The following is a 15,430-nucleotide window of genomic DNA, read 5'->3' as shown; positions in this document are numbered from 1 at the left end:
AACCCAGGGGCCAGGCGCGACCTCAAGGCAGTGGCGGTCTGCGGGCCCCGCTCAGTTCCTGGATTCCACCCTGGTGAAGGCGCCCGCACGCCGGCGGAGTTCCCCGGCGGTGCCCGATTCCAACAGAATGCCGCCGTCCATGACAATCACCGGGGTGTCATCACCGATGAGGTCCGCGCGGTGGGTGATCTCAATGATCGTCACATCCAGCCGTGCCAGATTTAGCCGGACCCCTGCGGCGGTGTCGGCATCAAGCTGGCTCAGCGCCTCATCGAGGACGAGGATCCGCGGGTCGGTGAGGAGGGCGCGCGCCAGTGCCAGTCGCTGCAGTTCCCCTCCGGAAAGTTCGCCGCCACCCGCGCTGACCCGTGCGGACAACCCGCCCGGTCGCGTCCTGAGCCATGGTCCCAAACCCGCGGTCTCCACCGCAGCGAGCACATCCGCCTCGCCCGCCCCCGGGGCCGCCAGCCGGATATTGTCGGCGATGGTCCCGCTGAGGAGCACGGGACGCTGCGGAACCAGGGCCACGGCACCGCGCAGCTCATCGAGACTGAGTTCGCGCAGATCCACGCCACCGAGCCGCACCGCGCCCGCATCGGGGTCCCAGGCGCGCAGGATCAGCGAGGCGATGGTGGACTTGCCACTTCCAGATACCCCGACGATGCACGTCCAGGATCCCTCCGCGATGTCCGTGGACAACCCGCGAAGCGCCGTCGCCGTGGAACCCGGGTATCCGAAGGTGACGTCGTCAAACTCCACACCGCCTCCCGCTGGCAGCGGACGTGGCGACACGGGGCCGCTCACCAGCGGCGGAGCCTCCACCACCGCGCGGACGCGCTCGGTCGCGGCGAAGGCGGCGTCGAGCCCGGAGGTGAAGGCATCGATTCCGCGTACCGGCTTCCACAGGCTGATCGCCACGGCGAGGGCGATGATCACAGAGCTTGTCGACGCCCCCACCGCAACAACCGCGATCAGACCCAGGGCCTGCACGGTGTGCACCGCGCCGCTGCGCAGACCCTGGATGGCACCGGCCCGGGAGGCGGCGCGCTCCAGCCCGGCCCCCTCCGCGTCGAGCCCGCCGAGCCGCTGGGCCTGTGCGCCGAAGCCCAGCACCTCGCGGATGCCTCCCACATCATCGCCGATATGGGCGCTGACCTCACCACGGAGGCGTGCGACCTCGGCGGCGGCCCGCCAGGTGCTGCGCCCGGCCACCACGGGAATGACCGCGCCCAGCGCTGCGGTGAGCGCGACCACGGCGGCGAGAGCCGGATCGACAGAAACCGCGAGCCAGATCACCGCTGCAACCGGTACCACCACGGCGGACACCGCGGGCGCGGGGGTGTGGGCGAAGAAGACCTCGATCCGGTCGATGTCCCGGGTGGCGCGTTCGGTCAGCTCTCCGCTGGCCCGGCCCTGCGTGGCAGCCGGGGCCTGGGGCACCAGCCGGTCGAAGAGGAGGATACGCAGGCTGAGCAGGGCTCGGAAGGCCACATAGTGCCCGGCATACTGCTCCAGGTAGCGGAGGAAGGCCTTCGCCAGGGCCAGACCCAGCAAAAGGGCCAGCAGGGTCACGAGGTTTACCCGGCCGGAGTCGATGAGATCGACGATCGCCATGGAAGCGACGACCATGATCGCCACATCGAGCAGCTGCCAGGCGACCCGCGCCGCGGCGGAGATCCCCAGTGGCGGGAGCAGCGAGCGGGTGTGCCCGATCAGCCACCGGGCCAGTTCGGTGCGCGAACTCATCAGCGTGCCTCCTTGAGATCACCGAGGTTGAGGGTGCGGTCCGCGGCGAGGATCGCGCCGGGGCGGTGGGCGATCATGAACACGGTGCGGCCCCGGGCGAGTCTTTCCAGGGCCCCGAGAATGGCGGCCTCACCGGCGAGATCGACCTGTGAGGTCGGTTCGTCGAGAAGCAGGATCGGTGCGTCTCGCAGCGCCGCACGAGCAATCGACAGCCGCTGCGCCTGCCCGCCCGAGACCAGGCCACCCGCCTCACCGACGGGGGTGTCCCACCCGAGGGGGAAGGAGAGGACCTCCTCAAGCATCCCGGCGACCCGCAGCGCCTCACGCAGCTGTTCCCCGGTGGCATCCGGGGCCGCGAGCCGGAGGTTGTCGGCGATGGTGCCCATGAACAGGAAGGGGCGTTGCTCGACGACGGCGAGCTGGGCGCGGATGAGTCCGGGATCGGTGGTTGCGGTATCCATGCCGGCGATGAGGACACTGCCTGTTTCCGGTGTCAGATGGGCCTGGATCAGTGCGGACACGGTGGACTTTCCGGTACCGCTGGGACCCACGAACGCCACGCGTTCACCCGGGCGAACGCTGAAGGACACGCCCTCGAACACGGTGTCACCGTGCGGCCAGGCCGCTGCCACAGACTTGAACTCGATCGCTGGGGCGGCCGCATCCGGCAGTGCACGCCCGCCCGTTCCGGTGCCCGGGCGCGCCAGATGTGCCGAGATCTGGGACTCCGAGGCACGCCCGGCGATGCCGATGTAGAAGATCTGTCCGATCACATCCACCGGGCCGACGATGAGCACCGTCATCAGCAGGATGGCCACGGCCCCACCGGCGGTGATCTCACCACCGCCGAGCCGGAGCGCAATCAGCGCCACCGATCCGACGACAATGGTGAGGGAGAAGGCCGCGTCGACAACGAAGATGATCAGCTGATTGCCCGCCAGCATGCTCATCAGGTTTCTCCGGTGCTCCTCTCCCTGGGCCGCGATTCGCCGGCCCGTCCGCCCGGCCGCGCGCGCATAGGTCAGCGTGGTCAATGAGGAAACCGCCTCGAGGAAGGACGAGGTCAGCGCCGCCTGGCTGCGCCGGTAGCGGATACCGATCGGGGAGACCAGCCGCTGGAATCCCCGGACTGCGAAGGGGATGGTGAGAAGAAGTAGCGCCAGGCATCCGGCGGTGACCGCATCGACGGAGACCGCCATGACGAGCAGAACGAGCAAGGGGGTGCTCATGGCGCCGATGATCGGTCCGATGAAGCCGGCGCGATAGCGTGCCGCGCGGTCGGTGGCGTGGGTGGCCAGTGAGAGGATCTGGCCGGCCCGCCCACCGGATGCGACCACACCGAGGTCGAAGGTCTTCTCCACCACCGCGTGGCGCAGTCGGCCCTCGGTGAGGGCCTGCTCCCGCTCAGCCAGCCAGGTGCCCGCGGCCGTTGAAACACCGGCCAGCACCGCCAGCAGCGTACCGAGCAGATACCCGCCGCCACCCGGCTGGCCCCCGTCGAGCAGGAGCTGCACCCATCGGCCCAGCAGGACGAAGAGCAGGGTCATGCTCAGCGCGGCGCACCATTCCAGGAGCACCGAGGCCGCAGTCGCCCGGCGCGGTGTCGCCGCCTTCACAGCCGGGTGCAGGGACACCTTCGGTCGACCGGCGGGGTGCGTTGGTTTGTCATTCATCCTCGATCACTTTCTCCTCCGCCCGACACGTAACCGGGGGGCGGGCACCGCGGGCGGGGTCAAGGCTCACCTTAGCCAAACCCGCGCAGTCGCCCCGGATCCGGACCCTCGGGTGGTGGCCGTCTTCTATACACATCTGACGCGGGTCAAGGCTCACCTTAGCCAAACCCGCGCAGTCGCCCCGGATCCGGACCCTCGGGTGGTGGGGGAGGGAAACCGGATCCCAGCGGGTGAGATACTGGTCACACTACAGACAGCATGGTCTGTTCTTCGTGGACAGTCCGGATCATTTCTCCGTGGCCATAATGCCTCCGGCCGTGACGGTGCACTGCTTCGTTTTCTCCCGGCCCGCGCTTTCCCGTCCGGGCATGCCGTGGGAGGAAAGGGATCGGAGATAACCCTGTGGAACAGGGGTTTTATCGACATTCCGGGTAGCTGATGGATGTTTCGGACGGACCGTCCCGGCGACGGCCACCGGGATCCGGCGACGGTGATCGCAAGGCACCGAACCCACCGATTCACACCGTGGTCACATCCCGTGCCCAATATTTTCACACCGGATGAATCGGTATGAGCGTCGTCGGCGATCCTGCAGAGTCGTTGATCAGACGTCGGCCGCATGGACGGACGCAGGTGGTCATCACCCGCGGCTTACCTCGCACTGATCCGTCCCGCACCACCGACATACCCACCCACCGACATCCCCGCATGGAAGGACCCACCACGTGGCACCCGTTACCCAGCCCTCCCCGGGCGTCGAACTCGCCGGGAAGACAGTGCCCCGCGTCGCCTTCGGCGCGGCACGACTCACCGCCGGCGACGGCTGGGGGATCCCCGCCGACCCCGGGGCCAGCCGTGCGCTCCTGCGCTCCGCCATCGACCTCGGCTACACCTATATCGACACCGCGGATTCCCTCGGCCCCGGAGTGAGCGAGGCGATCATCGGTGAGGTGGTGGGCAACTCCGGGGATGTCCTCGTGGGCACCAAGGTCGGGATGCTGCGCCCCTCCGCAGGTGAATGGGGAGTGCTGGGCAACCCCCAGTACCTGCGCCAGCAGGTCCACAACAGTCTGCTCAGACTCCGCCGCGACCGCATCGATCTGGTCTATCTGCACCGCATCGACCCGAACTATCCACTCGCCGACCAGTTCGGCGCACTTCAGCGGCTGCGCGATGAGGGGCTGATCGGGTACATCGGGATCAGCGAGCCGACCCCGGAGCAGCTGGACCAGGTGTGGACCATTGAGAAACCGGCCGTGGTGCAGAGCGTGTACAACCTCGTGGAGAGAAAAAACGAGCAGCTGATCACCGCCCTCGAGGAGCGCGGTGTGCCCTTCGTCGCCTACTGGCCGCTGCTGGGGAGGGGGGTTCCCCGTGCCACCTACGAGGAGATCCACCGTCGCCTGCACCCGATCGCCGACCGCATCGGAACCTCCACCCAGGCGCTCTCCCTGGCCTGGATTCTTCAGCGGCACCGGCTGGGGATCGCGGTGGCGGGTTCCCGCAGCCCAGCGCACCTGGCCGACAACCTTTCCGCCACGCTCCTCCGCCTCGACGCGGACACCCTCGCCGAGATCGAGGCCGCGACCGAGCTTGCACTGACATCAACCTCGGCCCCCGCCTTCAACCCCGCATTCTCCAAGGACGAACAATGACCACCTCAGTTTCCCCCACCGATCCCCTGAACATCTACTTCGCCTTCGACGCGGCGCAGGAGGCGGCACCGGGCGCCGTCTCCGGGGCACCGGATGATGATCACGGTGACGGCGTCTCCCACTTCGCCGGTGCCCCGGAGCAGATCCAGCGCCGCATAGCCGATCACGTTGAATCCCTGCGCCCCGAGCTCGAGGCTCTGGCCAGGGATCTCCACGACCACCCGGAGACCGCCTTCCGTGAGCACCGTTCCGCGCGGGCCATCGCGGATCTTTTGCGATCCCACGGCGTGGACGCCGAGGTCGGAGCCTTCGGTCTCGACACCGCCGTGCATGCGGGCGACACCGCCGGCAAGGGCACTGAGCAGGATGCACCCCCGCATTTCGCCATCGTCGCCGAATACGATGCGCTGCCCGAGGTCGGTCACGCCTGCGGGCACAACATCATCGCCGGCGTCGCCGTCGGCGCCTACCTCGCCCTGCGCGAGGTCATCGTGGACATCGGCGGTCGGATCTCCTTCATCGGAGCCCCCGCGGAGGAGTCCGGTGGCGGCAAGGAACTGATCCTCCGTGCCGGCGGCTTCGACGATGTCGATGCCGCGGGCATGGTCCACCCCGGGGTGGGCGACGGCGCCTCACCCGTCTACGGCCCTGGCACCAGCGGTGTGCGTCGAATAGCGGTGACCTACCGCGGCCGGGCGGCGCACGCGGCCATGAGCCCCTACCTGGGACTCAATGCACTCGACGCCGTGGTCACCGCCTATCAGTCGGTGGCGCAGCTGCGCCAGCACATCCTCCCGGTCGACCGCATTCACGGCGTGATCACCAACGGCGGTTCCGCCGCGAATGTCGTGCCCGAGACCGCGTCCGCTGTGTTCCTGATCCGCTCGACGGAGATTGAGACACTGGACGTGCTCACCGAGCGCGTTGCCGAGATCCTGCGCGCCGCGGCCCTGTCCACCGGAACCACAGCGGAGATCGACCTCGATTTCGAGCCCGCCTACCTGCCGCTGAAGAACAACGTGGAACTGATCAAGCGCTGGTCCGACCATCTTCGCGATCGTGGACGCACCGTACCCCTGCGCTCCGCGCGCCTGCGCCAGGGCGGGCCCTCGACGGACATGGGCAACGTCAGTCAGTTCATCCCCGCCATCCATCCCTCGCTCGGGCTGGGCGGTGCCCCCGATGTCTCTCCGCACAACGCGGCTTTCGCGGACACGACCGTGCAACCCGCCGCCACTGACGCGCTTGTCGACGCCGCGGTATCACTGTCCGGCACGGCCGCCGACTACCTCGCCGACGCGGGACTGCGCGCCGCCGTGCGCAGGGAGTTCGATTACCGCATTCACGGGAGGGTGAACTGAGATGGCGGTTTTAACCGGTGCGCCGGGAAGCTCCGGGAGTGCGCTGGGGGACCGGACGCCGGGCTCCCGCGGGCTGGCCAGGGTCGGCGGGTGGCCGCGATTCATCCTGCAGCGTCTGGTGGATATCGTGTTAACGGTGTGGGCCGCGGCGACGCTGGCCTTCCTCGCGGTCAAGGCGATCCCCGGCGATCCCCTGGACATCCTCATGTCCGGTATCCAGGATGCGACCCCGGAGATGCGTGCGCGCATCGCCGCGGACTATGGCCTGGACAAACCGGCGTGGCAGCAGTACCTCGACTATCTCGGTGGCGTGGTCACCGGGGACCTGGGGACCAGCTATCAGCGCGGCACCCCGGTGCTCGAGGTCCTGCTCGCCGAGCTCGCCCCGACCATCGAGCTGACACTGGTGGCCATGCTCATAGCCACGGTGTTCGCGGTGCTCGTCGCCCTGCTGACATCCGGACGCAACTCCTGGGCACGTTTCGCCGCGCAGTTCGTGGAGCTGATCGCGGTATCCACTCCGGCATTCTGGTTGGGAATCATCCTCATGACGGTCTTCTCCTTCCAGCTCCGGCTGCTGCCGGCCTTCGGCAATGAGACCCCCGCCGCGCTGATTCTGCCTGCGGTGACGCTGGCATCGACGGTGTTCGGTGTGCTGTCCCAGATCCTGCGCGAACGCATGGAGTACACCCTGCACGAGCCCTTCGTGAAAACGCTTCGTGCCCGCGGGCTCGGCGAGGGGGCACTCCGCTCGCGCCATGTGCTCCGCCACGCAGGGTTGCCCGCGCTGACGCTGTCCTCCATCATCTTCGGCTCTTTGCTGGGTGGAACGGTGATCATCGAGACGCTCTTCGCCCGACCGGGAATCGGTCGGGTGGCCGTGCTCGCGGTGCAGGACCGAGACATCCCCGTTGTCCTGGGCTTCGTCATCCTCTCCTCCCTCATCTTCGTTCTGATCAACACCCTTGTTGATCTTCTCTACCCCCTGATCGATCCCCGTCTGAAAGGAGCGAGACGATGACCGTTCCCGTCGACGCCGCCACCATCGTGGGCCGTCCCGCCGACCGTGCCGAGGATGCCGAGCATGCCGAAGCAGCGCCGCCCTGGTTCCGCAGGCTTCCGCCGTTCGGCGTGTCCCTGGCCATGCTGCTGCTTGCGGTCCTGCTGCTCGCCGCCGTCTTCCCCGGTCTTCTGACCTCACACGATCCCCTCGATACCAGCCCGGCTACCACCTTCGCACCGGCTTCCGCGGAGCACTGGCTGGGCACCGACCAGCTCGGCCGCGACGTGTTCTCCCGTCTGGTCCACGGAGCCTTCTACTCCATCTCCCTGGGCCTGGGGGCGGCGGCGATCGGTGCGGTCGGCGGGATCATCCTCGGAGTGATCGCCGGCTACGCCAGGGGTGCCGTCGACCGTGTCATCAGCAGAATTCTCGATGTGGCACTCGCCTTTCCGGAGGTGCTGATCGCCCTGTTGACGATCACGATCCTCGGGGCCGGCCAGTGGAGCCTGCTCCTGGCGGTGGGCCTGGGCAGGATTCCGGGATCGGCACGCCTGGTCCGATCGCAGGTCATGCAGATCCGGGAATCCGGGTACGTTGAATCCGGAATCGTCCTGGGATTGAAGCCCTCGACCCTGGTGCTGCGGCACGTTCTGCCCAACAGCCTCGGACCCGTACTGGTCAACGCGGTCATCGGCGTCGGTGTGTGCATCATCTTCGGTGCCGGCCTGAGCTTCCTCGGTCTCGGCGCCGTACCACCGACACCGGAATGGGGGCTGATGCTCTCCGAGGCCCGCCAGTACCTGGGTGTCAATCCCTGGATCGCCATCTGGCCGGGTGTCGCGATCACCATCACCGTCGTCGCCGTCACCGTCACTGGACGCTGGCTGCAGCAGCACTTCATCACCAGAAGGAGTTCACTGTGATATCCACGAAGACCCCGGGGCGCGATCACGCCACCGATAAGGTCGAGACCCCGCCACGGGTCACCCCTGCAGGCGGTGGGGACGCGCTGGTTGCCGTGCGGGATCTCAGCATCGCGATCGGCGGCAGACCGATTGTCTCCGACATCAGCTTCTCCATCGAACCCGGAACCTGCACGGCGCTGGTGGGGGAGTCCGGTGCGGGTAAGAGCATGACCGCCCATGCCCTGCTGGGCCTGATCCCGGATTCGGCAACCATCACCGCCGGGGCACTCGACTTCGACGGCCGGGATCTGCGGAACCTGAGCACCAGGCAGTGGCGGAAACTGCGGGGCGGGGACATCGGTCTAGTCCTCCAGGACGCACTGGTCTCCCTCGACCCGCTCGTCCCGGTGGGAAAGCAGATCACCGAGACCCTGCGCCTGCACACCGGACTGTCCCGCCGTGAGCGGAAGGACCGGGCGCGGGAGCTTCTCGGCCGGGTCGGTGTCCCGGACCCCGCGCAGACCTTTGACCGATACCCCCATCAGCTCTCCGGGGGACTCCGGCAGCGGGCGCTGATCGCCACCGCCCTGGCCGGCGAACCACGGCTGATCATCGCCGATGAGCCGACCACCGCCCTCGACGTCACCGTCCAGGCGCAGGTTCTCGATCTTCTCGCCCAGCTCAAGGAGGCGGGAACCGGGCTGCTGCTGGTCAGCCATGATCTGGCCGTGGTGGCCGCCCTGGCCGACCACATCGTGGTGATGCGCTCGGGTGAGGTGATGGAACAGGGCAACCCGGAGGAGGTCCTCCACCATCCCTCCAGCGACTACACCAGACAGCTGCTGGAGGCGGTGCCCTCCGCGTCGTCGCGAGGCGAGCGTCTCTCCCCGGCGCCGGTGGCGCACTTCTCCGGGGTCACAGCGGGCGGCCCCGGGGAATCGGGCGGAATCAGCGTCGAGACCTCCGGGCTGCGCCGCGTCTTTCCGCTCCCCGGTGGGCAGTCACTCACCGCCGTCGATGACGTCTCCTTCACCATCGCCAGCGGCACCACCCTCGGGATCGTCGGGGAGTCGGGCTCCGGAAAATCAACGGTCGCGCGCATCGTTCTCGGCCTGGAGCGACCGGATGACGGTGAGGTGCACATCGGCGGGCAGCCCTGGACCGCGCTGAGCGAAGCGCAGCGCCGACCCCGCCGCCACCTCATGCAGGTGATCTCCCAGGATCCCCTGAGCTCCTTCGATCCGCGCTACTCCGTCGAGGCGCTGCTCACCGAGGCGCTGCGCGCAAGCGGGGTCGAGGGCGGTGGGATCAGGGACCGCGGGGTGAAGCTGCTCGAACAGGTCGGACTCAACGCGGGACACCTGTCCAGACACCCGCTGCAGTTGTCCGGCGGACAGCGCCAGCGGGTGGCCATCGCCCGCGCCCTGGCCACATCACCGCGGATCATCGTCTGCGACGAGCCGGTCTCCGCACTCGATGTCTCCGTGCAGGCGCAGGTTCTTGATCTCCTCTCCGACCTCCAGGAACAGACCAATGTGACCATGCTGTTCATCTCCCATGATCTGGGCGTGATCCAGCACATCGCCGATGAGGTCGCGGTCATGCGGCGGGGCAGGGTCGTGGAGTCGGGTCCCGTGGACGAGGTCTTCACCGATCCGCGGGACGCCTACACCCGTGAACTGATCGCGGCGATCCCCAGACTTACCTGACCATCACCGATACACACCATCAACTAAGGAAAGACAATGAAGAAGTTTCCCCGTACCATCCTCGCCGCGGCACTCGCCTCCGGCCTGCTGCTCACCGCCTGCACCTCGGGCACCGGCTCGAGCTCGGATGCCTCCGGATCCCCCGGCGGCGACGGCGGACGGACCCAGGAACTGACCTACCTGGCCAATACCGAACCGCCGGTCTGGGACGGCCAGCGCGTCCCGAGCCTCAACGCAAACTCCATCAACTCGTCCATCTTTGATTCCATCACCTCCCAGGCCTCCGACGGCACCTACAAGCCGGGGCTGGCCACGGATTGGGAGATCAGCGAGGACGGACTGACCTACACCTTCACCCTGCGGGAGGGGGTGACCTTCCACGACGGAACCCCCTTCAACGCCGAGGTGCTCAAGCAGAACCTGGACCGTCCGCTCCATGAGCCGGACCTGGCCACCGTCTCCAGCGGCATCGCCGAGAACACCGTGATCGATGATAACACCCTCGAGGTCAGGCTCTCCCGCCCCAACGCCGGACTCATCCACGCCTTCTCCACCCCGCACTGGCCGGTGTACTCGGGAAAGGTGCTCAGTGAGCACTCCCCGGCGGAGCTCAGCGCCGACCCCACCCTGTCCATCGGCACCGGACCGTTCAAGGTCGCCAGCTACTCCAAGGGATCCTCCCTCGCCCTCGAACGCAACGAGGACTACAACTGGGCGCCCGAGACCTTCGACCACGATGGCCCGGCGTACCTGGAGGAGGTCAACATCCAGTTCGTACCCGAGCCGCAGGCACGAATCGGTTCGCTGAACTCCGGGCAGGCCGACGCCATCGACCAGGTCCCGCCGCTGAACATCACCGAGGTGGAGTCCGCGGGCAACAGCATTCTCACCCAGGACAACACGGGCACGCCCTACTACCTGGCACTGAACCCGAACACCGCGCCCTTCGACGATAAGAATGTGCGCCTAGCTTTCCGCTCAGCCATCGACATCGAATCCATTCTTGACGGGGTCTACGCAGGGGTCTATGACAAGGCCTGGTCGACCACCCTCCCGGGAACACCGCCCGAGGGCAGCTTCGATGAATCGCTCGAGGGAACCTGGTCCTACGATCCCGAGGAGGCGACCAGACTTCTGGAGCAGGCGGGCTACACGGAGACCGATTCCGAGGGCTACCGCGTCAAAGACGGCCAGCGTCTGCGGATCGAGTGGTATGTGGACAGCCTCTACGTGCAGACCGATCAGCGCCAGCAGCTCGGTGAGGCCATCGCCGCTGCTCTGAAGGACACCGGCTTCGAGGTTGTCCGAACGCCCTTCGATACCGCCTCCTTCACCAGCGAGATCGCCAAGGGTGAGCACAATCTCGCCGACGCCTCCCGTGGCTTCGCCGAGGTGGCGACCTCGGTCGGACCCTTCGCAGCCTCCTCCATCCCGCGCTCCGGCGGAGGGTCGGGAATCAACTACGGGCTCCTCGATGATCCCGCGATCAACGAGGCCTATGCCCTGATCAGCACCTCCCAGGACACCGAGGCGCGGATCAAGGCCGCACATGAGGTCCAGCACCGCATCCTGGACGAGGGTTTCGCCGTCCCGCTCTACATCCCGAAGAAGATCGTTGGCACGACCCCGGATGTGAGCGGATGGAAATTCGACCTGGTCGGATACACCGATTCCTTCTACGACGTCCAGATCACCAACTAAACCACCCATCCCAAGGAGCATCATGCCGAGAATCGATCTCTTCTACTACGGCGACACCGCCCCGGGGCAGAGCCCCGCCCAGCTCTACCGCGACATCGAGGAACAGGTCGTCCTCGGGGACCAGCTCGGATACAACGGTGTCTGGGTCACCGAGCACCACTTCCGTTCCCGCGGCGAGATCCCCGATCCGCTGCTGTTTCTCACCCGCCTGAGCGGTGTGACCAGCAGGATCCGACTGGGTACCTCAATTGTGTGCGCACCCTACTACCACCCGATCAGACTCGCCGAGTCCGCCCTGCTTCTCGACGCCCTCAGCGGCGGCCGCCTCGACCTCGGGGTGGGCACCGGTATGGCGTTTCCCGAGATCGGGGAGATCTTCGGCTTCACCCAGGATGACGCCTCGGCCAGGGCCAGGGAGATCCACCAGATCCTCCATCAGGCCTTCGACACCGGTGTCGTCGACTTCGAAGGTGAGTACTACTTCTTCCCACGCGTGGAACTGTCCCCGAGATCGGGCAGGCCGGCGCGCGATATCATCTGGACCGCGGCCGGCCGCAACGCCATCGAACTGGCCGCGGAAAGCGGCTACCGACTGATGATCCCGCGTCCCCTTCCCCTGGAACAGCGGCTCCGCTTCAACGAGGAGTACCGTGCCGCGGTACCGGGCGGCGAGGTCATCCACCTCCGCTCCGGACTGGTCGCCGCGACCACCGAGCTGGCGAGGGAGCGTGCGGTGGAATTCCTCCGTGCCTATGCCCGCACCTATCTCCGGTATGAGTTCACGGGTGGCCCGGACAGCCCGGAATTCGATGACATAGCGGAGAAGCTCAGCTTCGCCGTGGGCACCCCGGAGCAGGTCGCGGAGAAGATCGAGGTCTGGACCAGGCAGTTCGACGGGACCGAGGAGACGGCCATCCAGTTCCAGGGGCCCCATGTCTCCCACGAGCACGCACTCGAGTCCATCGAGCTCTTCGCCTCAGTGCTTCCGCAGCTGCAGGACGATGCCCCCCGCACCGCCGTCGCCTACCGCGATCCCGGAGCCGTGGACGCCGAGACCCAGGTGTCCGCATCACCATTTCCCATTGCATAGAACAGGATCGCAACCATGAGTTTCTCCACACAATCGGTGCAGGGCACGCGTGCACCACTCGGTACCTCGGGGATCGGTGAGCAGCTGCGCATCGGATTCATCACCCACCTGGACCAGCACGACAATCTGGACACCATCTTCGCCGACAACATCCGGCTGATCCGGGAGCTGGAGCGGCAGGGCTATGACAGCGCGTGGATCGCGACCCGTCATTTCAACGCGGGCTGGGCGGCGCTGCCGTCACCCTTCGCCTTCCTCGGTGCCGCCGCCGCGGTCACGGAGAGGATCGACCTCGGGACCGCCGTGCTGCCACTGGTTCTCGATGATCCCGTGCGCGTCGCCGAGGAGGCGTCGGTGATCGACCACTACTCGGGAGGGCGACTGCTGCTCGGCGTGGGCAAGGGGGTCCCCTCGGATTCCTTCCACGTCTTCGAGGGCTGGAACTCCGACCGGGACCGCAACTTCGTGGACAAGGTCGACCGTCTGCACTGGGCACTCGAGGGCAACCGGGTCGAGGGTGGCTCGGCCTCGATCTGGCCACCGAACACCAACCTCGAGGGCCGCATCTTCCATGGCAGCTCGAATATCGAGACCATCCGCAACGCCGCGATCAAGGGGGACGGACTGATCCTCGAGCGCTTCGGCAACGGCCCCGAGCGCACCCCGGAGAACCGCCGGGCCTTTCACCAGCGCCAGGCCGATTCCGTCATCGAGTACCGGAGGGTCTTCGCGGAAACCTGGGGCGACACCCGTACCCCCTACGTGATCACCTCCCGCACCGCCTTCGACGGCCCGACCACGCAGGAGGCGCTCGAGGATTTCGGCGCACGGACCGCACGCTGGCTCGAGCAGGCGGAGCTCGTCGGACGCGCCGATCCCGCCCACACCACTGAGCAGAAGCTGCTCAGTGACAATGCAATCTGGGGCGACGGCGCGGAACTGGCCGCCGATCTGCTCTCGGATCCCACGATCGCGCTCTCCGATGAACTGGTGCTGGGCATCCACCCGGCCGCGCACACCACCGATGAGGCCATCTCCCATGCGGCGGCGCTTCTCAACGACGTGGTTCCGCTGGTCCGAAGGGGATGGGCGGCGCAGCGCGCCGAACTCAACCTCAGTCCCGTTCCGCAGACGATCGGAGAAAAGTCATGAGCGGCGGGGACACCGAGCAGCAGTGGAGGCTGTGGCATTCCGAGAGGGAGCGGGCCGTGGTGGAACCGACCGGCCAGACCGCTCTGACCGGCACCCACTGGATCAGCGCCACCTCGGCCGCGGATGCGGCGGAGATACCGGGACTGCCCGGTCGTTGGCACCTCACCACGGACGGTGTGGCGGGCACCGGGCTCCCCGGGGGCTATGGCGCGGCACAGAGTGAGCTGCTTCCCGGCGCGACCCTCGATGACGGCACGGTCATCCTCACCGTGATTGCACGCGGTGGGCGAAGGGCCGTGCGTACATTCGACCGCACAGCTGCCGCACGCAGCTCCTTTGCCGGTATCGCGACCTTCGACCCGGCCGCCAGGTGGGCGATCCCCGCCACCTTCGTCGCGGATGCCCGGACGGTTGCGGTCACCTCGATCGACGGCTTCGAGTCGGAGGCCACCGCGGCGGGATGGGTGCACTTCACCGTTGACGGTGTCGGGCACCGGCTCCAGGCATCCTCGGACGGCACCCAGCTGCGGATCGTGTTCTCCGATGCCTCGACCGCTCTCGGCACCCACCGCTTCCGTTTCCTCTCCCTCGCGCTTCCCGATGACCAGGGGCGGACCGAGATTGATTTCAATTTCGCGTACCTTCCGCCCTGCGCCTTCAGTGACCATTTTCTGTGTCCGCTGCCCGCGCGGGAGAACGTGCTCGCCATCTCGGTGGAGGCGGGGGAGCGGACGGTGCTGCGGGCGGAAACCGTGGCTCAGGGACAGCGATAGGGTCGTGGCCTCCGATCCCCACGGACCCGACCGGCTGGCCGTCTTCACCGACCACGTCTCGGAGAACAGTGGACTCGCCCCGGTGACGGTGCCACCGAGAGTGCTGGACCGACTCTTTGTCACCGATACCCTTAGCCTGAGTTTCATCGCCACCGTGGCGCAGTGGGGTGGTGCGGAGGCGGATCGGCTCTACTCACCCGAACGCCTGGGGGAGTGGCTGGACATGGTCGGTCTGCCCCGGATTCGGCGCCGCGTGTCCGCCGCCGAACTGGAGAAGCTCGCGGCGCTGCGCCGCGCGGTCTACAGGACGGTGATGGCGCGGTTGGCGGGGGCGGGGCCGACGGTCGAGGACGTCTGCTACCTCAATGAACATGCCGGCCTGCCGCGACTCCAGGTGGTGCTCGACCATTCCTCGTGGACCCTGACAACGCACCGGGGCATGACCTACGCCCAGCTGCTGTCCGAACTGTCCAACAGCGCGCTCGATGCTGTGGCGGGTCCGTGGTCGCACCGTCTCAGGCGCTGCCGGCGCAGTCCCTGCACACATGTGTTCATCGATCGGACCTCCTCCGGTCAGCGTCGGTGGTGCACCAGCGAGGGTTGTGGAAACACCGCACGGGCGCGCGCTCACCGGGCACGGTCACGCTGAGGTGGTTCACACC

The 15,430-nt window shown here is 67.4% G+C and carries 12 protein-coding genes; 10 read left to right on the top strand and 2 right to left on the bottom strand.

Annotated elements, in window-relative coordinates:
• Positions 1-51: 51 nt before the first annotated feature.
• Complete coding sequence (locus B7E02_RS11390; RefSeq protein ID WP_080796162.1) at positions 52-1,746, bottom strand: amino acid ABC transporter ATP-binding/permease protein; 1,695 nt, start codon at positions 1,744-1,746, stop codon at positions 52-54.
• Positions 1,746-3,419, bottom strand: a complete 1,674-nt coding sequence (locus B7E02_RS11385) for an ABC transporter ATP-binding protein/permease (RefSeq protein WP_080796160.1) — start codon at positions 3,417-3,419, stop codon at positions 1,746-1,748. The genes B7E02_RS11390 and B7E02_RS11385 overlap by 1 nt, the downstream gene beginning before the upstream one ends.
• 725 nt (positions 3,420-4,144) lie before the next feature.
• Here B7E02_RS11385 and B7E02_RS11380 point away from each other — a divergent pair.
• The 10 genes from B7E02_RS11380 to B7E02_RS11335 are packed head-to-tail and all read left to right on the top strand — an operon-like array spanning position 4,145 to position 15,417.
• Entirely contained in the window at positions 4,145-5,074 is a 930-nt protein-coding gene (locus B7E02_RS11380) for an aldo/keto reductase (protein ID WP_080796158.1), read from the top strand.
• A complete protein-coding gene (locus B7E02_RS11375; RefSeq protein WP_080796157.1) occupies positions 5,071-6,435 on the top strand; it encodes an amidohydrolase in 1,365 nt (454 codons plus the stop codon). Before B7E02_RS11380 ends, B7E02_RS11375 begins: the two co-directional genes overlap by 4 nt.
• A 1-nt stretch (position 6,436) precedes the next feature.
• Entirely contained in the window at positions 6,437-7,456 is a 1,020-nt protein-coding gene (locus B7E02_RS11370; protein ID WP_080796155.1) for an ABC transporter permease, read from the top strand.
• A complete protein-coding gene (locus B7E02_RS11365; RefSeq protein WP_080796154.1) occupies positions 7,453-8,361 on the top strand; it encodes an ABC transporter permease in 909 nt (302 codons plus the stop codon). Before B7E02_RS11370 ends, B7E02_RS11365 begins: the two co-directional genes overlap by 4 nt.
• The gene (locus tag B7E02_RS11360; protein ID WP_245802260.1) at positions 8,358-10,052 is read left to right on the top strand and encodes a dipeptide ABC transporter ATP-binding protein; all 1,695 of its coding nucleotides are present in this window, start codon (positions 8,358-8,360) and stop codon (positions 10,050-10,052) included. The genes B7E02_RS11365 and B7E02_RS11360 overlap by 4 nt, the downstream gene beginning before the upstream one ends.
• A 36-nt stretch (positions 10,053-10,088) precedes the next feature.
• Positions 10,089-11,753, top strand: a complete 1,665-nt coding sequence (locus B7E02_RS11355; protein WP_080796150.1) for an ABC transporter substrate-binding protein — start codon at positions 10,089-10,091, stop codon at positions 11,751-11,753.
• A gap of 22 nt (positions 11,754-11,775) precedes the next feature.
• Positions 11,776-12,843, top strand: a complete 1,068-nt coding sequence (locus B7E02_RS11350; protein WP_080796148.1) for an LLM class flavin-dependent oxidoreductase — start codon at positions 11,776-11,778, stop codon at positions 12,841-12,843.
• A 15-nt stretch (positions 12,844-12,858) separates the two neighbouring features.
• Complete coding sequence (locus tag B7E02_RS11345; protein WP_080796146.1) at positions 12,859-13,995, top strand: LLM class flavin-dependent oxidoreductase; 1,137 nt, start codon at positions 12,859-12,861, stop codon at positions 13,993-13,995.
• Entirely contained in the window at positions 13,992-14,768 is a 777-nt protein-coding gene (locus B7E02_RS11340; RefSeq protein WP_080796145.1) for a DUF1684 domain-containing protein, read from the top strand. The genes B7E02_RS11345 and B7E02_RS11340 overlap by 4 nt, the downstream gene beginning before the upstream one ends.
• 4 nt (positions 14,769-14,772) lie before the next feature.
• The gene (locus tag B7E02_RS11335; RefSeq protein ID WP_179129716.1) at positions 14,773-15,417 is read left to right on the top strand and encodes a CGNR zinc finger domain-containing protein; all 645 of its coding nucleotides are present in this window, start codon (positions 14,773-14,775) and stop codon (positions 15,415-15,417) included.
• Positions 15,418-15,430: the final 13 nt, after the last annotated feature.

The sequence above is a fragment of the Corynebacterium pacaense genome (genome assembly GCF_900169525.1).
Lineage (GTDB): Bacteria > Actinomycetota > Actinomycetes > Mycobacteriales > Mycobacteriaceae > Corynebacterium > Corynebacterium pacaense.
The sequence above is the reverse complement of the archived record's forward strand: the minus strand, read 5'-3'. Positions and strand labels throughout refer to the sequence as shown.